Source organism: Methylobacterium sp. M6A4_1b, assembly GCF_053345175.1.
This window is the reverse complement of record NZ_JBKEZQ010000004.1, coordinates 81472-104128: the sequence shown is the minus strand read 5'-3', so window position 1 is coordinate 104128 and position 22657 is coordinate 81472. Positions and strand designations below refer to the sequence as shown.

Below are 22657 nucleotides of genomic sequence, written 5' to 3'. Positions count from 1 at the left end.
GGGCGCCGCAGCGCAGCCCCGTGCGTATCCGTCCCGGACCATGGGCACCGGCGGCACTCCGGCGCAACAGCCCGCACACCCGGAAACGACAAAATGGTGAGCTGCGACCATTCGGATGGGGAGACCGTGCCGGTCGGCACCCCTGATGCGGCGCAAAAACGGCACAATATGCGCATAAGGCAAAGCCTTAATGGACGGTTAAGCGCGCTGCGTCGCGTTTCGAGATACGAGTGCCCCATGCGAAAGACGCCGCCCAACCGCGACGTGCAACGTGAAGCCCGAGAATGGCGCCGGGAATCCGAGCGCTGGACGCACGAGCGGCACATCGAGAAGGGCTACCGCATCAAGTGGGGCTACGTCTCGATCGCCTATCTCGTCGAGTTCATGGTCATCGGCGCTTCGCTCTGGGGCGCCTGGCTGTTCGCCGGCGTCTATAGCGACGGCGATTCCCAGGCCTTCTACTTCATGCTCCTGGCGCCCCTGGTCTACGCCGCGGTGGAGCTGTGCCGCGTGCCGCTGGGCATCCTGGCCCGGACCCAGCGCTCCTATTTCATCCGCATGCTGGCGATCCTGGGCATCATCTTCGCGGCCGGCGTGACCACCAAATCGGTGTCCCAGCTCGGCGAGATGATGTTCCATCCCCGTCTGATGGACGCCGCCAAGGCGAAGACCGCCCTCAAGGACGCCCAGGCCGATCGCGGCACCATCGACAACCGCATCGCCGCGGCGGATGCGCGGGTGGCGCAATACACGGCCGAGCTCGACCAGATCGAGAAGCGCGGCGCCGAGAACGCGAGCCAGCTCGCCGGATTGCCGGCGCAGCGCTGCGAGCGAGTCTACGGCACCAACAGCAAGGGTCAGCGCTATTCCAACATGAAGTGCGTCACCGATCCGCGTACCGCGACCCTGAACGCCAGCGTCGCCAAGGCCGGATCGGATCGCGGCGCGGTGACGAAGATGCTGGAGGAGGCCCGCAAGGCCCGTGCCGACCTCGACCGCGGTGCGGCCGAGCGCAAGGTCGCGGATGCCGAGCAGGCCTATCGCAATTCGGTGAATCGCTCCCAGCTGCATTCTTTCACCGCGATGGTCTACGGCGTCGATCCGATCGACGTGTCGGAGGCGCAGGTTCACGCCTTCCTGCGCATCTTCGTGTTCGTGCCGGCGCTCTGCGCCGCCTTCGCCTCCACGATCCTCGCCCTCTGCGCGGTCTCGGTGCGCAAGACCTTCATGGACGAGGACGACCTCGGCGCCACCGTCGACCCGGCGGCGACCCCGTACATGCTTGATTCGATCACCGACGCCCTGCGCCAGGAAATGGCTTTGAGCCAGCCGAGGGGCGTGCCGGACGAACCGGTGGTCGCCCCGCCCGCGCCAGCGACCGCCGCTGCGTCGCCCGCGGCTCCAGTGACCGCCGCTCCCGGCGGTGCGGTGATCCCGATCGACCGACGCGGTCCGGCGCAGGCCGCCAGCGCGGGAGCCGGCGCGTGAGCATCCATACCCCCGGCACCCCTGAGAACGTCGTCCTCGCCCAGAGCGTGAATGGGCGGCTGCGGGCCGAGACGCGCATCGTCGCCGCGCGCGCCTTCCTCTTCCGCTCCCTTGGTGCGGGCGCCTTCGTGCTTCTCGCCGGCATGGGTGTCGGCGCCGCGTCCTACGGTTATGCCTACATGAACCAGTTCGACTCGGCGGCGGAGAAGATCGCCGCCGCCATGCAGGCCGCCCTGTCGGACGTGACCCTGAAGACCAAGGGCGAGGTCACGCTCACCGACAACGTGCTCAAGCTCGAGGGCGGTTTGCCGAAGGCGGCCGGGACGCCGACCCCGACCAAGGCGCAGCTCGGCAACGACGCGGCCCCGGCTTCGAAGGCCCCGGTGAACACCACCTTCACGGTGTTCAAGCAGGTGCCCTACATGGACGGCCAGATCGTCACCGGCTGGAATTTCCGTGCCAACGAGGATCAGCCGTTCCAGCAGTACTGCTACTTCTCCCGCCGCCAGAACGAGGCGAAGGGACAGGTCGAGATCAAGATCGACCTCGCCATGGACGGGAAGACGCTGCCACAGCCGCAGAAGTCGGACGTCAACCTCGGCATCCTGGCCTCGAACTGCGTCTGGCACGACGGGAAGACGCTGTAGCCGAAGCGCTCCATGTCCACCGCGGTCGGTGCCTTGCGGGGATGCCGGCCGCGCTCTAACCCCGGACGCCTGCGTCCCCATCCCGCGAGTTCCACCATGCGCTTCACCGGCACCGCCGACTACGTCGCGACCTCCGACCTGACCACGGCGGTCAACGCCGCCATCGTGCTGGAGCGGCCTCTGCTGGTGAAGGGCGAGCCGGGCACCGGCAAGACGGTGCTGGCCGAAGAAATCGCCAAGGGGCTTGGGGCCCCGCTGCTGACCTGGAACGTCAAGTCGACCACCAAGGCGCAGCAGGGCCTCTACGAGTACGACGCGGTCTCGCGCCTGCGCGACAGCCAGCTCGGCGATCCACGCGTCTCCGAGATCGGCAACTACATCCGGCGCGGCAAGCTGTGGGAGGCCTTCACGGCTCCCGAGCGGCCGGTCCTGCTCATCGACGAGATCGACAAGGCCGACATCGAGTTCCCGAACGATCTGCTGACCGAACTCGATCGGATGGAGTTCCACGTCTACGAGACCGGCGAAACGGTCCGGGCCGAGCGCCGCCCGATCGTCGTCATCACCTCGAACAACGAGAAGGAGCTGCCGGACGCGTTCCTGCGCCGCTGCTTCTTCCACTACATCAAGTTCCCGGACGCCGACACGCTGAAGGCCATCGTCGAGGTGCACTATCCCGGCATCAAGCATCGGCTCGTCGAGGAGGCCTTGCGCGTCTTCCTCGAAACCCGCGAGGTGCCCGGCCTGAAGAAGAAGCCCTCGACCTCCGAACTGCTCGACTGGCTGAAGCTTCTCGTCTCAGAGGACGTCGCGCCCGAGACCCTGCGCGAGCGGGACGGCCGGAAGCTCATCCCGCCATTGCACGGCGCGCTCCTGAAGAACGAGCAGGATGTCGGGCTGTTCGAGAAGCTCGCCTTCCTGATGCGGCGCGAGCAGCGCGGCGGCTGAGCCGAACGATCGCGCATCGGCCCCTGGCCCGGAGCGCCTGCGAAACCCAGATAGGGCGGGTCGCCCGCGCAGGCTCTCCTCCAGCGGAACGCTCCCGATGCAACTGAAGAAGCTCGGCCGCACTGGTCTCGATGTCTCTCCCCTCTGCCTCGGCTGCATGACCTACGGGGTACCGGAGCGTGGGCCTCACCCCTGGACCCTGCGCGAGGACGAGAGCCGGCCGCTGATCAAGCAGGCGCTCGATCTCGGCATCAACTTCTCCGACACGGCCAACGCCTATTCGGACGGCACCAGTGAAGAGATCGTCGGACGCGCCCTGCGCGACTACGCCGACCGCAATGCCATCGTGCTCCCCACCAAGTGCTTCTTCCCCCTGAAGAGCCAGCCCAATGCCGGCGGTCTCTCACGCAAGGCGATCTTCGCGTCGATCGATGCGAGCCTGAAGCGCCTCGGCACCGACCATGTCGACCTCTTCCAGATCCACCGCTGGGATTACGGCACGCCGATCGAAGTGACGCTGGAGGCGCTGCACGACGTGGTGAAGGTCGGCAAGGCCCGCTACATCGGCGCGTCGTCCATGTACGCCTGGCAGTTCGCCAAGGCGCACTTCACCGCCGACCGCTACGGCTGGACCCGCTTCGCCACGATGCAGGACCACTACAATCTTCTGCATCGGGAGGAAGAGCGCGAGATGCTGCCCCTCTGCCTCGACCAGGACATCGCGGTGCTGCCGTGGAGCCCCCTGGCCCGTGGACGCCTGACCCGCGATTGGGAGGTGCGCAGCGTTCGGCAGGACAGCGACGAGGTCGGCCGGACCCTCTACGCCTCGGCCGATGTCGCCGACCGCGCCATCGTCGCGCAGGTCTCGGCCATCGCCGCAGCCCGTGGCGTGCCGCGGGCTCAGGTCGCCCTGGCCTGGGTGCTGCAGAAACCGGTCGTGACCGCCCCGATCGTCGGCGCTTCGAAGCCGAGCCACCTCGCGGACGCGGTCGCAGCCCTCGACCTCGAGCTCACGCCCGAAGAGACGAGCGCCCTCGAAGCCCCCTACGCCCCGCATCCCGTCGTCGGTTTTTCGTGAAGGTCCGTTTCCGTATGCGCCGCCTGATCCTCCTGCGTCACGCCAAGTCCGACCGCCCTGCCGGCATCGCGGACCTCGACCGGCCCCTGAACAATCGCGGCAAGCGCGCCGCGCCGCAGATGGGCGCCTATCTGGCGGCCGAGGGCCTGGTGCCCGATGCCGTCGTGGTCTCGCCATCCTTGCGCACCCGGGAGACCTGGGAGGCGATACGGGCCGACCTGAAGGGGCGCGAGGCCGAGACCGTTCCCTCGATCTACGAGGCGCCGGAGACGGCCCTGCTCGCCGTGGTGCGTTCGACCCCGGATACGGTGGGCAGCCTCCTGATGATCGGTCACAATCCGGGACTGCAGGAATTGGCGATGCGGCTGGCCGGCTCCGGTGAGAAGGCCGGGCGCCGCCGGCTGGCGCTCGAATTTCCCACTGCTGCCGTGGCGGTCCTGGATTTCGAGGGCGATGCCTGGCGTTCGGTTGCCGCCGGAAGCGGTCGGCTGGAGCGCTTCGTCGCCCCGAAGGACCTCGACATCGCGGATTGAACCCTTCGCGACCGGTCGCCGTTGCCCTGGTCCTGATCAAGCTTCCCAGATCCCGTGCTCCTGACCACGCTCATCGTTCTCACGACGCTGCTGCCGCGCCTTGAGCGCACGGTCGAGGATGCTCGGCCGACCGTGTCGCAGTGGAGCGCGGCGCTGCGTGCGTTCGACGGTACGCCCGCGCCGTTCCCGGTCTTCCAATCGGAGGCCAGGGCGGTGTCGAACTGGCGCTACGAGGCGGCTGCGGGGCTCCGGCCCGCTTCGCTGGCCCTGGTGGCCCGCTACACCACCACCGAACCGGGCTTCGTCGCCCGTTGCGTCAAGCTCAACAATTACTGGTGCATCAAGAAGGCGCGCTGGAACGGTGAGATCGGCGCCGATGCCGAGGGCCATACCGGCTTCGCGACCGCGGCCGATGGGGCTGACGCGGCGGCCCAGCTCCTCCGGCGTTACTATCGCGAGTTCGGGCGCCGCTCGGCGCTTGCCGTCGTGCGGCGCTGGGCTCCGGCTGAGTGTCGCATCGGCGGCGCGGCTGCCCCACTGGCACGCCGCGCGACGGGGGCGAAGATCTCCCCGACCATCGCACCGCGCGGCCTCGGCGGTACGCTGCGGGCGCGCTTCCTCGCCCGCCACCCTCGTGGCGGCGTGGCGCGCACGGCAGTCGCAGCACGGGGCGGTTCCCTGCGGGTCCAGCCCTGGTCTCCCCTCGCGCGTCTGCGGGGACGTCCGAGCCCCATTCGCGACACTGCGAAGGCTGCTCCCGATTCGAGACCCGCACCGGCAGCGGCACCCAGATCCGCTCTTCTGGTCCGCCCCTCCGAGATCCTGGTCAAACCCTCGACGGTGATCGCCAAACCCTCTGTGCTGCTGGTCGAGCCGAGCACCATCCTCGGCGCTGCGGCCACGGCGCAGAAACGCGCGCCGCTCCCCAAGTCCGGCTCCGTGGCGAACCTGCAGGAGCGTTTCGTGGCGGAATCCGCAAAGCTGCCGGCCATCGCGGCCGGTCTGCCGAGCCTGCCGCTTCTCGACCTCAGCGTGCCGGCGCCGTTCTGTGGCGACGACGAGACACGCATCCGCAACTACGCCACGCGGATCTCCGCGAGCGTCGGTCTCAAGGTCGAGGAGGATCTCAAGCTGTTCGGCCCGGATGGGCGTCCGCTGCCGAATCTGCGTCCGGTGATGCTGGCGATGTCCAGCGTGGAACTCGGCGCCCTGCGCGCGGGACCAGCCCTGGTCGAGGCCGCGATCGCACGCCTGGATGCCACGACCCTTGCCGCCATGGGCGCGCCGGTCACGGCTCCCTGATCGCTCTGGTTCATCACCAAGCCTTGCGGCGGCGTCCCGGTGGCGCCACCTCTGCAGCATCGGCGCGGCGCGCCCGCACCGCCTTCCCTTGCCTGTCGCATGCACAGGTTGCCATCCACAGGTTGCCATGAACAGCTTCGCCGCGCGTGCGGGTTCCGCGGTCAAGGCCTTCGCCGAGGCATCGAGCGACCTTCTGATCCAGCCGACCTTGAGGCTCGGCGTGACCGGGTTGGCACGTTCGGGCAAGACCGTCTTCACGACCGCCCTGATCCACCATCTCGTCGAGGCCCATGCCCTGCCGGCCTTCGCGCCGGCGCACGAAGGCCGGCTTCGGCGCGCGCGCCTCGTGCCCCAGCCCGACGACGACATCCCGCGCTTTCCCTACGAGGAGCACTATGCCGCGCTCACCGGGCAGCGGCTCTGGCCGCGCTCGACCGACCGGATCAGCCAGTTCCGCCTCGCCATCGAGTACGAGCGGTCCGGCGGCTGGCGTTCCGGACCGGGCACCCTGATGCTCGACGTCGTCGACTATCCCGGCGAATGGCTGCTCGACCTCGCGCTGATCGACCAGAGCTACACCGCCTGGTCCCGGGCGACGATCGCCGGAACGCGCCGAAGCGGCCGCGGCTCGATGGCGGCACCGTGGCTGGAGACGTTAAAGGGGCTCGACCCTCTGGCACCCCTCGACGAAGTGGTGGCCGAGCACGCCAGCACCGCTTTCAAGACCTACCTCTCGGCCCTGCGCGCCGGCCCCGAGGCGGTGGCGACCACCCCGCCCGGACGCTTCCTGATGCCTGGCGACCTCGCGGGCTCGCCGGCCCTGACCTTCGCGCCCCTCGACAATCTCCCCGAGACCCTGGCTCCGGACAGCCTTGCCGGACTCATGGAGCGCCGCTTCGAGGCCTACAAGGCGAAGGTTGTCGAGCCGTTCTTCCGCAACCATTTCCAGCGGGTGGACCGCCAGATCGTTCTTGTGGACGTCCTGGCGGCCGTTGATGCAGGGCCGGCGGCGCTGGCCGAACTGGAGGAGGCGCTCGATGCCGTGCTCCTCAGCTTCCGCATCGGGCGCAACACGATCCTGTCCCGGCTGTTTGCGCCGCGGGCCGAGCGCATCCTGTTCGCGGCCACGAAGGCCGACCATCTGCACCAGACGAGCCACGACCGCCTCGACGCCCTGCTGCGCCTCCTCGTCTCGCGGGCGATGCGGCGAACGGAGGCGGCCGGCGCGCGGGTCGGCACCGTCGCTCTGGCCTCAGTCCGCGCGACCCGCGAGACCACCGTGCACGATAGCGAGGAGATCCTGCGCGCCGTGTCGGGCACGCCGGAAGCGGGCGAGCGTGTCGGAGACGAGGTCTTCGACGGCTTGAGCGAGGCCGCGATCTTCCCAGGCGAGCTGCCGCAGAGGCCGGAATCGGTGTTGGAGGGGGCGGTGCCGCCCGGCTCCCTGCGCTTTCCGCGGTTTCGCCCACCGCTGGTGAAGGCCGATGCACTCGGCCGGCCGGGTTATCTCCCGCAGATCCGTCTCGACCGCGCCATGCAGTTTCTCATCGGCGACAAGCTCGTCTGAGGCGTCCCGGGAAATCCCATCCATGAGCTCGACCAACCGCCCTCGCGCCTTCCGCATCCCCTCCGCTCCACCGGAGGAGGTGACCGACGGCGTCGCGCCGCCCGCGGCCGCACCGTCTCAGGTCCGCATCGTCGAGGAGCCCTTCGAGATCGTCGATGCCGCCGACGGGGTGGCTGTGCCGGTGGCGCCGAAAGCGCGCGCGCCCTGGCTCAGTCTGCTCCTGCTCGCCCTGGGAGGCCTCGTCTCCCTCGGCGTCGGCCTATCGCTGGAACGACTGATCGCCGATCTATTCAGCGCCGCGCCCTGGCTCGGTGCCGTCGCGTTGGTCCTGCTCGCGGTCGCCGGCATCGCGTTCCTAGCCCTGGTCGCCCGGGAACTCTCGGGGATCTGGCGAGAGCGCCAGATCGAGCGAGTGCGTGCGAAGGCGATGGAGGCGATCGCCGCGCGCGACCATTCCGCAGCCCAGGCCGTGGTCCGCGATCTTACGGGTCTCTACGCCAAGCGGACGGCTCTGGCGGCAGGGCGTGGCCGCCTCGAGACTTTGGGCGATGCGATTCTGGACGTCGACGACCGCATCGGACTGGCCGAGCACGAACTGCTTCTGCCTCTCGATCGTCAGGCCCGCAACGCCATCGCGGCAGCGGCCAAGCAGGTCTCTGCGGTAACCGCGCTCAGCCCGCGCGCCATCGTCGACGTCGCCTTCGTGATCTTCGCCGCCGTGCGCCTGCTACGTCGGATCGCGACGATCTACGGCGGACGCCCCGGCTTTCTCGGCTTCCTGCGCCTGGCAAGGGCGGCGTTCGCCCATCTCACGGTCACGGGCGGCATGGCGGTCGGCGAGAGCATGATCCAGCAGGTGCTCGGGCTCGGCATCGCCGCGCGTGTCTCTGCCAAGCTCGGCGAAGGCGTTCTGAACGGCTTGATGACGGCGCGCTTCGGTCTCGCCGCGATGGCGGTGTGCCGGCCCCTGCCATTCGTACGCGAGGCGCCTCCGCGCCTTTCGGACGTGGCGGGCGAGCTTCTGAAGCCTCTCGCGGACGAGGCGAAGGGCTGAACGCTACAGGCTCTTCATGAATCCGGCGAGGCGCATCAATCCTTCCGGCCACGGACCGTGCCCGCTCGCCACGTTGATGTGTCCGGATTCGCCGGCATCCACTACGACGGCGCCCCAGGCATAGGCGAAGTCCTCGGCGCGCGCGTAACTGCAATGAGGGTCGTTGCGGCTGGCGACCACGAGGGATGGGAAGGGCAGGGGATCGCGCGGAACGGGCGCGAAGGCAGTTACGCCCGCCGGGAGGCTCGGCGTCCCCTCCACATCCGGAAAGGCGACGAGGAGTGCGCCGCGTACCGCGCCCGGTGTGAAGGCCGGGGCCGCCTGGACCGCGGCCACCACGCCGAGACTGTGGGCGATGAGGATGACGGGCTTCGTTGCGGCGTTGACCGCTTCGACGATGCGCGCCCGCCAAGCCTCCGCGTCGGGATCATGCCAGTCATCCTGAACAACGATCCGCCCGGTCGAAAGCCTCTCGGCCCAACGCGCCTGCCAGTGCTCGTCTTCGGACCCGGCATAGCCCGGCAGAATGAGGATTTCGCAATCGGCAATCTTCATGGCTCACCCGATAAAGGCTCCGCTTTGCATCGTCGAGGGTCGTCGGACCGTCTCGAACGAAACATCGTCGAAACGACGAAAGGGGGCGGCACGGATCGCGTGCCGCCCCCCATTTCGGGCGCTGTGGACGACGTCGCTCTTCAGTGCGGCTTCGAGGCCGGATCCTGAGGGGAGGCCGGCGAGGCCGCCACCGGCTCGTCACCGCCGGTGGCCCGCTGAACGGCGGCATTCAGATTCTCGGGGTCGAGGGCGCTGGCGACGAATTCGCGGCCGCGATGCGTGACGTCGCGGGCGTAGCGAAGGCCCTGATCCCGGACTTCGTCCGCCCAGGGGCCGACATTCTCGTCCTCCGTACGGGTCCGGGGAAGCAACGCGCCGATGAGCAGGCCGGCTGCGAGGCCGACGACACCGACGAGCAGCGGGTTCTCCGAGACGAAATCCTCGACGGCGGACCGTCCGTCCTGGATGCGGGCGGTGCCACGCCGGCTCAACTCGCTGACGCGGCGGCGTCCTTCCTGATGCGTGTCGGACGCCCAGCTCCGGGCGTCGTCGTACGCGTCGGAGGCGCGCTCACGAAGGTTTTGGGCACTGTCGGAGAGCTGGTCACGAATGTCGCTCGCCGCTTCGGCGGCCCTGTCACGCACGTCACTGGCCCTCGCCTTGACAGCATCGGCCGCGGACGAACCGTGCGACCCTTCCGCGTAGATGCTGTGGGTCTGGGTACCGGTGTGGTTCGAACCCAGGCTCGGGCTCGGCACGTCGTGCAGGGAGCCCTCTGTCTGGTGACCGCGCGGCATGCCAGCAGCGAGCGCAATATCGTCGGGGAGCGAGCGGTGCTCGTCGCCGGGCTTCTGGGTCGAACTCATGGGACACTCCTGAGGGTCGGCGAAGGCCACGGTGGGCCGGTTCGAGTCTCTTGGGATCGGCCGTGACGGCTCAGATCTGGGTCTCGCTCGCGAGGGGGGTGACGGGATGCTGCGTCGGCAGGTCCGGGTCGTAGACGCGGTCGGCGCCCGTCTTCGTCACCGGCAGCGCGTCGGTGGCGAGACGCGCGCGCCGCCGAAGTGCCGTGTCGGTCCGGTTCGTCGACATGCGGTGAATGAGCCAGCCAACGCCGGCCGCGATCAGGAGCACGGGAACCGGATTTCGCCGGACGGCTTCCAGGGCGCCGTCATAGGCGCCGCTGAGCGGAGTGCGGCGGGCATTGCCCAGCATTTCGTCGACGATGCTGGAGACCGACAATCTCTCTTGGATCTGATCGATGGTCTGATCGAGGCGGGCACGGCTCGCCTCGATGTCCTTCTCGAGTTCGTTCAAAGATTCGGTCATCCGGAGACCCTCTCAGACAATGTACGGGCGTCTTCGCGGACCTGTCTGGTCGTTCGAACGGGTGCCAAGGTCGAGAGCGACATGGCGTTCCGACCAATCAGGGCCAGGGCCACGGCGACGACGAGGAGAACGCCGCCGACGATCAGGGCAGCGAGCGCCTCCGAATGGACGACGGTGGCGAGCCATTTCACCAAGGCATCCACCAGGACGAAGAGGGCGACGACGCCGAATACGGCGGCGCCGACGAGAAGGCCGAGGCCGATGAACAACGCACGGACATTGCTCGTCATCTCGTTGCGGAAGAGGGCGATCTCCTTCCGAGCGAGTTCATTGGTTTCCCTCAGGGCGTCGCCAATCAGGCCCTGGATACTGGATTGCGGACCGGTGGTCATCGATCGGCCATTACAGACGGTTGTGGGTCGGATAGGTGTCGGTCAGGGGTGCAGCGCTCGTCGACTTGATGAAGCGGGCCACGACGAAACCGGTGAGAAAAGTGGCCACCGCCACCGCGACGGGCGCCCGGCGCGCAAAGGCCTCGGCCTCTTCGTAGAACTCGGAAAAGCTGCGCTCCTCGATCGACGTTCCGAGATGCTCGAGGCCGTCGGCCGCGCTGTCGAAGAATGCCCGGATGTTCGGCTGCGCCTCGAAGGTCTTGCTCGACTCCCGTACCGACTTGGCGAGATCGGTGACGGAGCGGGCCGCATCGCCCTTGCGCTGGTCGACATAGTCGGTCGCATGGGAGCGAGCCGCCTCCACGAAGGTGCGGCCGCGCTCGGCAGCCACGTCCGCGATCCCCTCTACGTCGCCGCGCAGGGCCTTCCAGTCAGCGGTTGGGTTCGCCGGCTCCGCGCCCGTGGGACCTGGGGATTGATTTGCGGTCACGGTGATACTCCTCGACACGAGATTGAAAGAACTGGCGTTTGCGACGGTTAAACAGCAGCGGGAGAGACAGGGTTCCGCTTGCACCGACCACGCATCCCAACAGCCCGATCGGACGCGCGTCAGGCTCCGTTCAGTTCACGTTGCGTAGGATGCGGAAGCTTGACCTTGGAGGCTCAGGCGAAGGGATCGGGCGAGGTCCGCAAGATGCATCGTGCCGTGGCAGCACAGGGCGCGACGGGTTTCCGTGGGGCTTTGTTTGCCGTGCACCCGGGGCATTCAGGTCTTGACCCGGGTCCATCGAACGCGCTTGGCTGCATCGACGGATCGCGCTCGGCTTCCGCGCGTTCACCCAACGTATCAGTCTGGTCGAGCGCTCATCCGCGCGAGACCCGTGAGGACCGGAGCCGGCTTCGTGGCACGTCTCGTCATTGTATCGAACCGCGTTGCCATCCCTGAGGAAGGGGGCAAAGCCGTCGCAGCAGGCGGCCTCGCGGTCGCCGTGAAGGAGGCCTTCACGGCCTATGAGGGTCTTTGGTTCGGTTGGAGCGGGAATGTCGTCGAAAACCCATCCATCGAGCCGACCCTCATCGATCGGGGCGACATCAGTTACGCCGTAGTCGATCTGTCACCTCAGGATCACCGGGAATATTACAGCGGATTCGCAAATCGAGCCCTTTGGCCGATCATGCATTACCGGCTCGGACTCGGCGCGTTCTCGCGCTCCGACTACGCCGGCTATCAGCGCGTGAACCGCATCTTCGCCCGCGCCCTCGCGAACCTCGTCGAGCCCGACGACATCATCTGGGTTCACGACTACCACCTGTTGCCCCTCGCTTCCGAGCTTCGCGGCCTCGGGATCGCGAATCCGATCGGCTACTTCCACCACATCCCGTGGCCTGCGGCAGACGTGTTCAACACGCTTCCCGCCAGTGGCGACCTCCTGCGGGGCATTGCGGATTACGACCTGATCGGCCTGCAGACCGACGCGGACGTACACAACCTGACCCGCAATCTCATCGACGAACTGCGGGCGATCCCGCTCGGTGGTGGGTCGCTGATGGTGGACGGGCGCCGTACGCGCATCCGCAGCTTCCCCATCGGCATCGATGTAGCCGGCTTCAAGGAAGCGGCGGAAAATGCAGGTTCGAACCGAACCGTCCGCGAGACGATGGCGGGCCTGCGAACCCGCAAGCTCCTCATCGGTGTCGACCGCCTCGACTATTCGAAGGGCGTTCCCGAGCGTATGGAGGCGGTCGAGCGCTTTTTCGTCTCGAATCCCGATCAGCGCGGGAACGTCGTCTACATTCAGATCACACCGAAATCGCGCACCGAGGTCCCGGAATACGAGGAACTCAGCCGAGAGGTGAACGAGACCGTCGGGCATATCAACGGCACTCTGGGGGAGCCCAACTGGACGCCGATCCAGTACGTCACCAAGGCCTATCCGCGGCCCGTCCTGGCCGGGCTCTACCGGGCTGCCAGGGTCGGGCTCGTGACTCCGATGCGAGACGGCATGAATCTCGTCGCCAAGGAGTACGTCGTCGCGCAGACCGAGGAGGATCCCGGCGTCCTCGTCCTGTCCAAGTTCGCAGGCGCGGCGCGGCAATTGCCTGAGGCGCTTCTGGTCAATCCTTACGACCGGTTCGAGGTCGCCGAGGCGATCCGTACGGCTCTCTACATGCCGCGCGGCGAACGCCTCGAGCGCTGGAGGCCGATGGTCGAGCGCATGACGCGCGAGGATGTGGACTGGTGGGCGCGTAACTTCATGACGGAACTCGAGAATTTCCGGACGATCGAACGCGAGCCGCCCCGTACCGCAGCCGCTGCGGAATAATCTTTCGGCGGCGCCCGGCGGCGCCTAACCCTGGGACGGCACCAGTTTCTTGATCGCTTCTGACCACATGATCGGCGTCGACGACGGCGTACCGGCGCCGTTCGGCGCGCATTTCGACGGGCGCGGAGTGAACTTCGCGCTCTTCTCGGAGAACGCCACGGCCGTCGACCTGTGCCTGTTCGACTCGGGCGAGCGTCACGAGACCCACCGCATCCGCCTGCCCTGCCGCACGGACGACGTTTGGCACGGCTATCTCCGCGGCGTCTTTCCCGGCCAGCTCTACGGCTACCGCGTCCATGGACCCTGGGACCCCGCACAGGGGCACCGGTTCAATCCCGCGAAGCTTCTGCTCGATCCCTATGCCCGTGACATCCAGGGTCGGATCCGCTGGCACGATTCGCTCTACGGTCACCGCCGGGGCCTGCAAAGAGCCGATCAGATCGACCGGCGCGACAGCGCCGCGTTCATGCCGCGCGGGATCGTCACTCCACCGGAGGTGCCCGACCTTGCGGTAAGCCCGGTCCGCCGGCCCCTGTCCCAGTCCGTGATCTACGAGGCGCACGTCAAGGCGCTGACACAGACGCACCCGGACGTGCCGGAGGCGGCCCGCGGCACCTATGCGGCCCTCGCTCATCCGGCCATCATCGAGCACCTCTTGAAGCTCGGCGTAACTGCCATCGAGCTCCTACCGATCCAATCCTTCGCCGACGACCGTTTCCTCGTCGAGAAGGGGCTGGTGAATTTTTGGGGCTACTCGCCGCTCAACTACTTCGCCGCCGATCCGCGCTATCGCGGGCCGGCGGGGATCGGCGGCCTGCGCGCGGCCATCCGCGAACTGGCCGCCGCGGGCATCGAGGTGATCCTCGACGTCGTCTACAACCACACCGCCGAGGCCGATCACACCGGGCCGACCCTGTCGTTCCGCGGTGTCGACAATGCGAGCTACTACAAGCTCCAGCCGGAGAACCGCCGCGAGGAAATCGACTGCACCGGTTGCGGCAATACCCTCGACCTCGACCATCCGCGCGTGATGCAGATGGTGCTGGACTCGTTGCGCCACTGGGTGACGGCCTACGGCGTCGCAGGCTTCCGCTTCGACTTGGCGACGAGCCTTGGGCGCAATCCGCACGATTTCAGTCCGAAGGCCGCCTTCTTCCAGGCCGTAGCCCAGGACCCCGTCCTCGCCCACGCCAAGATGATCGCCGAGCCGTGGGACATCGGGGCTGGCGGGTACCAGCTCGGCGGCTATCCGCGCGGCTGGAGCGAATGGAACGACCAGTTCCGCGACAGCATCCGCGGCTTCTGGCGGGGCGATAAGGGGACGCTGGCCAAGGTCACCCAGGGGTTGTCAGGCTCACGCGAGATCTTCGCAGCGTCCGGCCGCTGGCCGCTTTCGAGCGTCAACTTCGCCGCCTCGCATGACGGTTTCACCCTGGCCGACGTCGTGGCCTACGAGGATAAGCACAATCTGGCCAACGGCGAGGACAATCGCGACGGCCATGGACACAATCTCTCGCGCAATTACGGCGTCGAGGGCGAGACCGACGATCCGGTCATCCTCAACCTGCGCGCCCGCCAGAAGCGCAACCTGCTCGCAACGGTGTTCCTGGCGCAGGGTGTGCCGATGCTGCTGATGGGAGACGAGCGCTCGCGCAGCCAGGGTGGAAACAACAACGCTTACGCCCAGGACAATGTCACCAGCTGGATGGATTGGGAGCGCGACCCCGATCTCAGCCTCACGACCTTCGTGGGGAATCTGACCCGCCTGCGCCGCGAGCAGCCCGCCCTGCGCCGGCGCGATTACCTGACGGGCGCGCTGGTGGAGAACGGGCCGCTCCGCGATGTCCATTGGCTCGCGCCGGGGGGCACCGAAATGGCGGATGGCGACTGGTCGGATACCGAGCGTCAGACCTTCGGTATGCAGATCGGCAACGACCTGCCACAGGCGGATCGCCTCCTGATTCTCGTCAACGCGGCCGAGGGACCCTGTGACTTCATCCTGGCGCCGATCATCGGTGGTCCTTGGACCCTGATATTCGACACCACCAGGCAGACCGGCGCGGTAGCGGCCGGCCAGGCCCTTTTCCCGCCAGGGGCCGGCATGCGCCTCGACGCGCAGGCGATCTACGTTCTGCGCGCGAGGCCCGCCTCCGCCTACAGGGCGTGACCCCACGCCCCGTCCGACCTCGAACCAGGCGCGCAGTCAGGACGCGAACGCTTCCTGCCGAAGCTCGTGGCGCGCCTGTTCGAGGAACTCTGCGCGCTCGGTCTCGGACAGCGGCAGCAGCGTGCAGTCGGAGGTCAAGTGAGCGTCGGCGCCGTCGGCATCCCAGCATCGTTCGCCATGGCTTTTCCGAGCGAAATTCAGCTTGGCCCTGGCGAGGACCAGGAACGCGTCTGCCTCGATCATGTCACACCCCGGAACGTGGCGATTGCAGCGTTGGAGGCCGAGGCAAATGTCGGGCCGAGGATCATTGATCCGACAATCCTGTGCGGTGCACAAAACTCTTTCGCTCGGTGGTTGTCGCAGCCAAGCCACGCCTTACCTCGACAGTGACGCCGCAGGGAACAACGCGGTGCGCGCCGTCTTCTGAAAGGTGCGACGGACGTTCACGACCCCGGCGAACACGAGAAACGGAAATGGTGGCTTGATGCGGCGCGCCCACAGCATGGCCTTCGGCAGCGAAGTGTCGAAGGACGGGGTCAGGTTCGCCTTCTGGGCCCCAACCGCCAAGGATGTGAAGCTTGTCCTCGACGGGACCCAGCATCCGATGCCGGAAGCGGGCGAAGGCTGGCGGCAGCTCGACGTTCCAGGCGCGAGCGGCGGCGCGCGTTACGGCTACCGCATCGACGGCGATCTCGTGGTGCCGGACCCGGCCTCCCGCTTCCAGCCGGACGATGTCTCCGGTCTGAGCGAAGTGATCGATCCGCGTGCCTACGATTGGGCCGATGGTGGTTGGACGGGTCGGCCCTGGGAAGAGGTTGTGCTGTACGAGCTCCACGTCGGTACGGCGACGCCGGAGGGCACCTATGCCGCGTTGGAAGGCAAACTCGAGGATCTGCGCGATCTCGGTGTCACCGCCATCGAACTCCTGCCGCTGGCCGACTTCAAGGGCACGCGCAACTGGGGCTACGACGGCGTCCTTCCCTACGCGCCGGACGGCGTCTACGGCCGCCCGGACGACCTGAAGCGGCTGATCGACAAGGCGCACGCCCTCGGGCTGATGGTCTTCCTCGATGCCGTCTACAATCACTTCGGTCCGGCCGGAAACTACCTGAACGTCTACGCCAAGACCTTCTTCACCGAACGCCACCAGACCCCCTGGGGCGCCGGGATCAATTTCGACGGCGAGACCAGCGGGCGCGTAGTGCGCGACTTCTTCATCGAGAATTCCCTGTATTGGCTGGAGGAATTCCACTTCGACGGACTTCGCTTCGACGCGGTGCATGCGATCCTCGACGATTCCGCGAAACATTTCATCGGCGAGCTCGCCGAGACCATCCGCGCTCGCCTGCCCGGGCGCCATATCCACCTCGTTCTCGAGAACGAGGCGAACCAGGCCCGGTGGCTCGAACGGGACCCGCAGAGGCGAGCGATCCAGCACAGCGCACAGTGGGCGGACGACCTGCATCATTGCTGGCACGTGCTGCTCACCGGCGAGGAAGCCGGCTATTACGCGAGCTTCGCCGACAAGCCGGTCGAGCACCTCGCCCGCTGCCTGTCGGAGGGCTTCGCCTACCAGGGTGAGCCTTTCCCGACCCTCGACAATCATCCGCGCGGTGAGCCGTCGGCACACCTGCCGCCCTCGGCCTTCGTAACCTTCCTGCAAAATCACGATCAGGTCGGAAACCGCGCTCTCGGAGAGCGCCTGAGCGCCCTCTGCGATCCCCGGAAGCTCGCGCTCGCCCGGGCCGGGCTGCTCCTCAGTCCGCAGATTCCCATGCTCTGGATGGGCGAGGAATGGTCGGCGACCGCGCCATTCCTGTTCTTCGTCGATTTCGCGCCGGACGAGGACCTGAACAAGGCCGTTCGCGAGGGCCGCCGCCGGGAGTTCAAGAGCTTTGCGGCCTTCGCCGACGACACGTCGGTGATCCCCGACCCTACGGAGGCGAAGACGTTCACGGATTCGCGCATCGATTGGGCCGAGCGCTCGGAGCCGCTACACCGGGCCGTGCTGGCCGACACGCGCAACCTGCTTCAGATCCGTCACCAGAGCGTCGTGCCTTTGACCAAGACTCCCTACCTTGGCGCTCAGGCGACCCTGCCGCGCGCCGACGTCGTCGATTGCACCTGGACCTACCAGGGCGGCCGGCTCCGCTTCGTCGCCAATGTGGGTGCCGATGATTTCACCGTCGAGCGCGGTGATGGGCAGGTCATCTGGTCGAGCGGGTCGGGCAACGAATCGATCGAACTCCCGTCCTGGACGGGTGTCTTCCTGACGGGTGTGAAGTGATGAGCCGCGACCTCGAACGCCTCGCCGACCTCCTCGGCGTCGCCGCAGGCTATATCGACGCCTTCGGGCAGCCTGTGGAAACCGCCCTCGACGTCCGGCGCGGGATGATCGCAGCGCTCGGCTTCCCGACCGAGACGGACGAGGACATCGCCAGGAGCCTTGCCGAGGTCGAGGCTGTACGCAGCAGTTTAATCCCACCGCTGCTGCCGGCCGAAGCACGCCGCGCGACCAGCGTTGCGATTCAGGCGGCGGGTGCCAGTGGTACCCTGTCGTGGCGGCTCGTCGACGAGCGCGGCCATCATCGCGAGGGTCGCGTCGCGGTCACGGGCTCCAGCTTCGAACTGCCGCCGCTCACACCCGGCTATCACCGCCTGTCGGTGACCCTCGGCGAAATCCATTCGGAGGCCTGGGTGATCTCGGCGCCGCAGCGCTGCTGGCGCCCGCGGGCCTATGCCGACGAGGGTGCCCGTGACTGGGGTCTTGCGGCACAACTCTATGGTTTGCGTTCCCCCGACAACCTCGGGATCGGCTCCTACGCGGACGCGGGACGCGCGGCACGAGATGCGGGCTTGCGCGGCGCGTCGTTCCTGGGCCTCAGCCCGGTCCACGCGCTATTCGCGACCGATCGCACCAAGATCTCGCCCTACTCGCCGTCCTCGCGCCTCTTCCTCGAGACCCTCTTCATCGAGCCCGGCGTCCTGCCGGGCTTCGTCGGCTCAAAAGCTGCCGATCTTCTGGCCTCCATGGCGGACCGGGTCGAGGCTCTGCGGGAGGCCAAGCTGGTCGAGCATGCCGGCGTGTGGGCGGTGCTCTCGCCGGTGCTGCGTGCGCTGTGGGAGGAATCCGCGGCACGTGACGGGACGGATGCCGGCTTCGCCATCTTCCGGGCGACTGGCGGCGAAGATCTGGAGGTGCATGGCACCTTCGAGGCCCTCGCCGAGCATTTCCAGGCGCTGGGCGCCCAGTGGCTCGGCGACTGGCCCGAGGAGATGCGCCGTAACGGAACGCCCGCGGTGCGCGCCTTCGCTGAGGCCCATGCTGAGACGGTGACCTATCACATCTGGCTGCAATACCTCGCCGATCGCCAGCTGGAGGACGCTTCGAACACTGCCCTCGGTACCGGCATGCGCCTCGGGCTCTATCGCGATCTGGCGGTCGGCGCTGATCGCGGCGGCTCCGAGATCTGGTCCCATCCCAACCGCTTCGCCAACGGCGTCTCCATCGGTGCGCCGCCGGACCTGCTGGCCCCGAAGGGTCAGGATTGGGGTCTGCCCGCCTTCCACCCGCTCGAGATGGAGCGAGACGGCCTCGCGGCGTTTCGTGCACTCGTGGTGGCGAACATGCGCCATGCCGGCGCGATCCGGATCGACCACGCCTTCCAGCTCGCTCGCCTCTTCCTGATTCCCGTGGGGCGCTCGGCGAAGGAGGGCGCCTACGTCGCGATGCCGTTCGAGCCCATGCTCGCGGTGCTGCGCCTGGAGAGCCACCGCGCCAAGTGCCTCGTCATCGCCGAGGATCTCGGAACGGCGCCGGAGGGCTTCTCAGACGCCCTGATGCAGGCCGGTATCCTGAGCTATCGTATCCTCGCTTTCGAGCGCGAGCAGGGGGCCCGCTTCAAGCCGCCCGCAGCTTATCCCCGCGATGCCCTAACGGCCATCACCACCCACGACCTGCCGACCTTCGTCGGCTGGTGGCGCGGCGTCGACACCGACACCCGACAGGCCCTGGGCCTCTACGATTCCGAGCGGGCCGATGCGGAGCGCCGCGAGCGCGTCGAGGAGCGCGCCCGGCTTACCGAGGCGCTGGCGGGCGAGCAGCTGCTACCGAGCTACGAGCCGCCCGAGGCGGCGCCCTTCGAAGCCGCCGCGCGCTATCTCGGGCGGGCGCCGTCCATGCTGACGGCCGTTCAGTACGAGGATGTCGTCTCCGAGTTGTCTCAAGCCAATGTCCCTGGCTCGACGGAGGGATATCCGAACTGGCGCCGCAAACTCGATCGTACACTGGAAAGCATCGCCGCCCCAGGCGGCCCGCTGGCCAAGCTCGCCGCTTCCCTGGCCGCCGAGGACCGTGGTCCGCGATCGGGCGCCGCACGCCTCGCCTCGGCACCGCCGCGGTCGACTTACCGCTTGCAGTTCCACAAGGACTTCACCTTCGCGGACGCGGAAAAGATCGTTCCGTATCTCGCGAAGCTCGGCATCAGCCACGTCTACGCCTCTCCGATCCAGAAGGCCCGGCCCGGCTCGACCCACGGCTACGACATCGTCGATCATTCGACCATCAACCCGGAGCTGGGCGGCGAGGACGGCTTCGTGCGTTTCTCGGACGTGCTCCACGGAGCCGGCCTCAAGCTCCTCCTCGACATCGTACCGAACCACATGGGCGTCGGCGGTGCTGACAATCCGTGGTGGCTCTCGGTGCTCGAATGGGGCGGTCTCTCGCCGTCGGCCGAAGCTTTCGATATCGACTGGTCGCGTCTCGGCGCCAAGAACAAGCTCGTCGTGCCCTTCCTCGGCGACCGTTACGGCGAGGCTTTGGAGAAGGGAACGCTGGAGCTGAAATTCGACCCGGAGAAGGGCGCATTCAGCATCTGGCACTACGAGCACGAGTTCCCGATCTGCCCGCTGCAATACCCGACCATCCTCAACAGGTCGCTCGCAGCCCTCGGCGATATCGAGGATGCCGCTGCCCTGGAGGTCCTCGGCATCTCGGAGCGCTTGCGCCTGATGGGCGAGGAGACGAGTGACGAGCGCCGCCGCGCCTTCCCGGCCGAGGCCGAGGAGTTGAAGGATCGTCTCGTCGAGGCCGTCGAGGCCTCGCCTGCCATAGCGGAGGCCATCGGGCGGACGCTGAAGCTGCTCAACGGTGTCAAGGGCCACCCGGACAGCTTCGGCCCGCTGCACCGCCTGCTGGAGCAGCAATCCTACCGTCTCGCCCATTGGCGGATCGCCGCGAGCGACATCAACTACCGCCGCTTCTTCGACGTGAACGGCCTGGCAGGACTGCGCGTCGAGAAGTCCGACGTCTTCCAGCGCTCGCACGAGACGATCTTCCACCACATCGAGGCCGGGCGGATCGACGGGCTGCGCATCGACCACATCGACGGCCTCGCCGATCCGCTCGGCTATGCGCGTGCGCTTCAGGCCGCTATCGGCCCCGGCTTCTACGTTGTGGTGGAGAAGATCCTCGAACCCGGCGAACGCCTGCGACCCTGGCCCGTGGCGGGCACCACCGGCTACGACGTGCTCAACCAACTCGACGGTATTCTCGTCGCCAAGGGGAAGCGCGCCGAGATCCGTTCGCTCTACGAAAGTCGGGCGCAGTTCGACGAGCCCTACAAATTCATGCTCCGCGCGGCCAAGGCCGAGATTCTGGAGATCAGCTTCACCTCCGAGCTGGAGGTCATGACGTCCGACCTGAAGGCGGTCGCGGATGCCGACCGCCGCACCCGGGACTTCTCGGTCAACGCCATTCGCCGGGCGCTCATCGAGATCATCGCCCGCTTCCCGACCTATCGCAGCTACCTGCCTGGGGATCTGGACGAGAGCGATGTCGAGGACGAGGATATCCGCCTCATCGAGACGGCCGTGAAGAAGGCCAAGCGCTGGAGCGCGCTGCCGGACCGTTCCGTGCATGATTTCGCTGCCGACACCATGCTGGGGCGGATCGACGTGACGGGACCGGGCCGGCCCGACCCGGAAGTGATCCTGCGTTTCCGTCGCCGGTTCCAGCAGTTGACCGGTCCGGTGATGGCCAAGAGCCTGGAGGACACGCTGTTCTACCGCTTCACGGAACTCCTCGCTCTCAATGAGGTCGGAGGCGATCCAGGCGAATACGGAATCGACGCGGAGCATTTCCATATGCTGCAGGCGGCTCGGGCTCGCGACTGGCCGAACGCGATGATCACGACCGCGACCCACGACACCAAGCGTGGCGAGGACGCTCGGTCGCGCCTGCTCGCCCTCTCCGAGATCCCGCAGGACTGGGAGGTGGCCTGGGGGACCTGGACGAACCTCGCCAAGCCCCACCTCACGGTCATCGACAAGGAGCCGGCCCCGGACGCCAACGATCAGTGGATGTTCTTCCAGGCCATTCTCGGGGCTTGGCCGCTGGAATTGCTGGAGGCGGATGACGTCGCTGCGATCGAGGATTTCCGCGACCGTCTCGACGCCTACGCCGAAAAGGCCCTGCGGGAATCCAAGCGACGTTCGAGCTGGGTCAACGTCGACGAGGGCTACGAGGGCGCGGTCCATGCCCTGTTCGCCCAGTTGATCGCACCCGGTTCCGCGTTCCTGGCGCAGCTGCGGCCCTTTGCGAAGCGTCTCGCCCATCTGGGCATGATCGCCGGGCTCGGCCGGACGGTGTTGAAGGTGACTCTTCCAGGCCTGCCCGACACCTACCAGGGCACCGAGTTCTGGGATTTCTCGTTCGTCGACCCGGACAACCGGCGCCCCGTTGACTATCCGGCCCTGACCCGCGCCCTGGAAGAGGGGATGCCGGCCGCAGACCTTCTGGCGCACTGGACGGATGGGCGGGTGAAGCAGGCGACCTTGGCCAAGCTCCTCGCCGACCGCGCCGCGCGCCCGAGCTTCTACGCCGATGCCGATTATCAAGCGCTCCCCGCATCCGGCCCCCGGGCGGATCATGTCATCGCATTCACACGTTCCGATGCGACGACGGGCGAGGGCGACCTGCTTGTCGCCGTGCCACGACTCGTTTCCGGTCTCGTCGGAGACGCCATCTGGTCGGGCGACGCCTTCGCCGGGACGGACATCGCAGTGATGTCGGGTTCGGCCTGGACCGATCTCGTCACCGGCGACGAACTCGTCTCCGAGGATGGTCGGATCGAACTCGGACGGGCCTTCGCGCGTCTGCCTTATGTCGCCCTGAAGCGAGTTCGCTGACGGTCGACCGAACGCATTCCCGAAAAGCGGAGTGCATCGACACGATCGGCAGGGAGGGATCGGCCTTCCCCGTCACGATCGCGTC

General features: G+C 67.4%; 18 protein-coding genes. 12 read left to right on the top strand and 6 right to left on the bottom strand.

Annotation, left to right across the window (positions count from 1 at the left end):
- The first annotated feature begins 237 nt into the window (after positions 1-237).
- From ACLBWX_RS05845 to ACLBWX_RS05810, 8 genes are all read left to right on the top strand, one after another.
- Complete coding sequence (locus tag ACLBWX_RS05845) at positions 238-1488, top strand: ATPase (protein ID WP_447676135.1); 1251 nt, start codon at positions 238-240, stop codon at positions 1486-1488.
- On the top strand, positions 1485-2135 hold the full coding sequence (locus tag ACLBWX_RS05840) for a hypothetical protein (RefSeq protein WP_447676134.1): 651 nt from the start codon (positions 1485-1487) through the stop codon (positions 2133-2135). Before ACLBWX_RS05845 ends, ACLBWX_RS05840 begins: the two co-directional genes overlap by 4 nt.
- Positions 2136-2231: 96 nt before the next feature.
- Entirely contained in the window at positions 2232-3083 is an 852-nt protein-coding gene (locus ACLBWX_RS05835; protein ID WP_447676133.1) for an AAA family ATPase, read from the top strand.
- A 97-nt stretch (positions 3084-3180) separates the two neighbouring features.
- Positions 3181-4161 carry an aldo/keto reductase gene (locus tag ACLBWX_RS05830; protein WP_447676132.1) on the top strand — a complete coding sequence of 327 codons (981 nt, stop codon included), beginning with the start codon at positions 3181-3183 and terminating at the stop codon, positions 4159-4161.
- A gap of 14 nt (positions 4162-4175) precedes the next feature.
- Entirely contained in the window at positions 4176-4694 is a 519-nt protein-coding gene (locus ACLBWX_RS05825; protein WP_447676131.1) for a SixA phosphatase family protein, read from the top strand.
- Positions 4695-4748: 54 nt separating this feature from the next.
- Positions 4749-5996 carry a hypothetical protein gene (locus ACLBWX_RS05820; protein WP_447676130.1) on the top strand — a complete coding sequence of 416 codons (1248 nt, stop codon included), beginning with the start codon at positions 4749-4751 and terminating at the stop codon, positions 5994-5996.
- Positions 5997-6123: 127 nt separating this feature from the next.
- A complete protein-coding gene (locus ACLBWX_RS05815) occupies positions 6124-7563 on the top strand; it encodes a YcjX family protein (RefSeq protein ID WP_447676129.1) in 1440 nt (479 codons plus the stop codon).
- Between the two features lie 22 nt (positions 7564-7585).
- Positions 7586-8617, top strand: coding sequence for a YcjF family protein (locus ACLBWX_RS05810; RefSeq protein WP_447676128.1), 1032 nt, complete (start codon positions 7586-7588; stop codon positions 8615-8617).
- Positions 8618-8620: 3 nt separating this feature from the next.
- On the opposite strand, the gene ACLBWX_RS05805 is transcribed toward ACLBWX_RS05810, so the two are convergent.
- From ACLBWX_RS05805 to ACLBWX_RS05785, 5 genes are all read right to left on the bottom strand, one after another.
- Positions 8621-9172: an RBBP9/YdeN family alpha/beta hydrolase gene (locus ACLBWX_RS05805; RefSeq protein WP_447676127.1), complete on the bottom strand. Its 552-nt coding sequence runs from the start codon at positions 9170-9172 to the stop codon at positions 8621-8623.
- A 140-nt stretch (positions 9173-9312) separates the two neighbouring features.
- On the bottom strand, positions 9313-10038 hold the full coding sequence (locus tag ACLBWX_RS05800) for a DUF883 family protein (RefSeq protein ID WP_447676126.1): 726 nt from the start codon (positions 10036-10038) through the stop codon (positions 9313-9315).
- Between the two features lie 70 nt (positions 10039-10108).
- Positions 10109-10501, bottom strand: a complete 393-nt coding sequence (locus ACLBWX_RS05795) for a DUF3618 domain-containing protein (protein WP_447676125.1) — start codon at positions 10499-10501, stop codon at positions 10109-10111.
- Positions 10498-10893 carry a phage holin family protein gene (locus ACLBWX_RS05790; protein WP_056475805.1) on the bottom strand — a complete coding sequence of 132 codons (396 nt, stop codon included), beginning with the start codon at positions 10891-10893 and terminating at the stop codon, positions 10498-10500. Before ACLBWX_RS05790 ends, ACLBWX_RS05795 begins: the two co-directional genes overlap by 4 nt.
- A 10-nt stretch (positions 10894-10903) precedes the next feature.
- A complete protein-coding gene (locus ACLBWX_RS05785; protein ID WP_447676124.1) occupies positions 10904-11383 on the bottom strand; it encodes a hypothetical protein in 480 nt (159 codons plus the stop codon).
- A 412-nt stretch (positions 11384-11795) separates the two neighbouring features.
- Between ACLBWX_RS05785 and ACLBWX_RS05780 the strand changes: the two genes are divergently transcribed.
- Positions 11796-13217, top strand: coding sequence for an alpha,alpha-trehalose-phosphate synthase (UDP-forming) (locus ACLBWX_RS05780; protein ID WP_447676304.1), 1422 nt, complete (start codon positions 11796-11798; stop codon positions 13215-13217).
- Between the two features lie 67 nt (positions 13218-13284).
- Positions 13285-15384: a glycogen debranching protein GlgX gene (gene glgX, locus ACLBWX_RS05775; RefSeq protein ID WP_447676303.1), complete on the top strand. Its 2100-nt coding sequence runs from the start codon at positions 13285-13287 to the stop codon at positions 15382-15384.
- A 36-nt stretch (positions 15385-15420) separates the two neighbouring features.
- Here glgX and ACLBWX_RS05770 read toward each other — a convergent pair whose 3' ends face one another.
- Positions 15421-15627, bottom strand: coding sequence for a hypothetical protein (locus ACLBWX_RS05770; RefSeq protein ID WP_447676123.1), 207 nt, complete (start codon positions 15625-15627; stop codon positions 15421-15423).
- Positions 15628-15868: 241 nt separating this feature from the next.
- Here ACLBWX_RS05770 and treZ point away from each other — a divergent pair, with 241 nt between their 5' ends.
- Both treZ and ACLBWX_RS05760 read left to right on the top strand, forming a co-directional pair.
- Positions 15869-17671 (top strand): malto-oligosyltrehalose trehalohydrolase, encoded by a 1803-nt coding sequence (treZ, locus tag ACLBWX_RS05765; protein WP_447676122.1) that lies wholly within the window; start codon positions 15869-15871, stop codon positions 17669-17671.
- Entirely contained in the window at positions 17671-22572 is a 4902-nt protein-coding gene (locus ACLBWX_RS05760) for a malto-oligosyltrehalose synthase (RefSeq protein WP_447676121.1), read from the top strand. The genes treZ and ACLBWX_RS05760 overlap by 1 nt, the downstream gene beginning before the upstream one ends.
- The last annotated feature ends 85 nt before the right edge of the window (positions 22573-22657 follow it).

What these genes read in the sequence shown, in the direction of transcription:
- ACLBWX_RS05845 (WP_447676135.1), top strand. Translation starts at nt 238, where the DNA reads ATGCGAAAGACGCCGCCCAACCGCGACGTGCAACGTGAAGCCCGAGAA.
- ACLBWX_RS05835 (WP_447676133.1), top strand. Translation starts at nt 2,232, where the DNA reads ATGCGCTTCACCGGCACCGCCGACTACGTCGCGACCTCCGACCTGACC.
- ACLBWX_RS05830 (WP_447676132.1), top strand. Translation starts at nt 3,181, where the DNA reads ATGCAACTGAAGAAGCTCGGCCGCACTGGTCTCGATGTCTCTCCCCTC.
- ACLBWX_RS05825 (WP_447676131.1), top strand. Translation starts at nt 4,176, where the DNA reads ATGCGCCGCCTGATCCTCCTGCGTCACGCCAAGTCCGACCGCCCTGCC.
- ACLBWX_RS05815 (WP_447676129.1), top strand. Translation starts at nt 6,124, where the DNA reads ATGAACAGCTTCGCCGCGCGTGCGGGTTCCGCGGTCAAGGCCTTCGCC.
- ACLBWX_RS05810 (WP_447676128.1), top strand. Translation starts at nt 7,586, where the DNA reads ATGAGCTCGACCAACCGCCCTCGCGCCTTCCGCATCCCCTCCGCTCCA.
- ACLBWX_RS05805 (WP_447676127.1), bottom strand. Translation starts at nt 9,172, where the DNA reads ATGAAGATTGCCGATTGCGAAATCCTCATTCTGCCGGGCTATGCCGGG.
- ACLBWX_RS05800 (WP_447676126.1), bottom strand. Translation starts at nt 10,038, where the DNA reads ATGAGTTCGACCCAGAAGCCCGGCGACGAGCACCGCTCGCTCCCCGAC.
- ACLBWX_RS05795 (WP_447676125.1), bottom strand. Translation starts at nt 10,501, where the DNA reads ATGACCGAATCTTTGAACGAACTCGAGAAGGACATCGAGGCGAGCCGT.
- ACLBWX_RS05790 (WP_056475805.1), bottom strand. Translation starts at nt 10,893, where the DNA reads ATGACCACCGGTCCGCAATCCAGTATCCAGGGCCTGATTGGCGACGCC.
- glgX (WP_447676303.1), top strand. Translation starts at nt 13,285, where the DNA reads ATGATCGGCGTCGACGACGGCGTACCGGCGCCGTTCGGCGCGCATTTC.
- ACLBWX_RS05770 (WP_447676123.1), bottom strand. Translation starts at nt 15,627, where the DNA reads ATGATCGAGGCAGACGCGTTCCTGGTCCTCGCCAGGGCCAAGCTGAAT.
- treZ (WP_447676122.1), top strand. Translation starts at nt 15,869, where the DNA reads ATGCGGCGCGCCCACAGCATGGCCTTCGGCAGCGAAGTGTCGAAGGAC.
- ACLBWX_RS05760 (WP_447676121.1), top strand. Translation starts at nt 17,671, where the DNA reads ATGAGCCGCGACCTCGAACGCCTCGCCGACCTCCTCGGCGTCGCCGCA.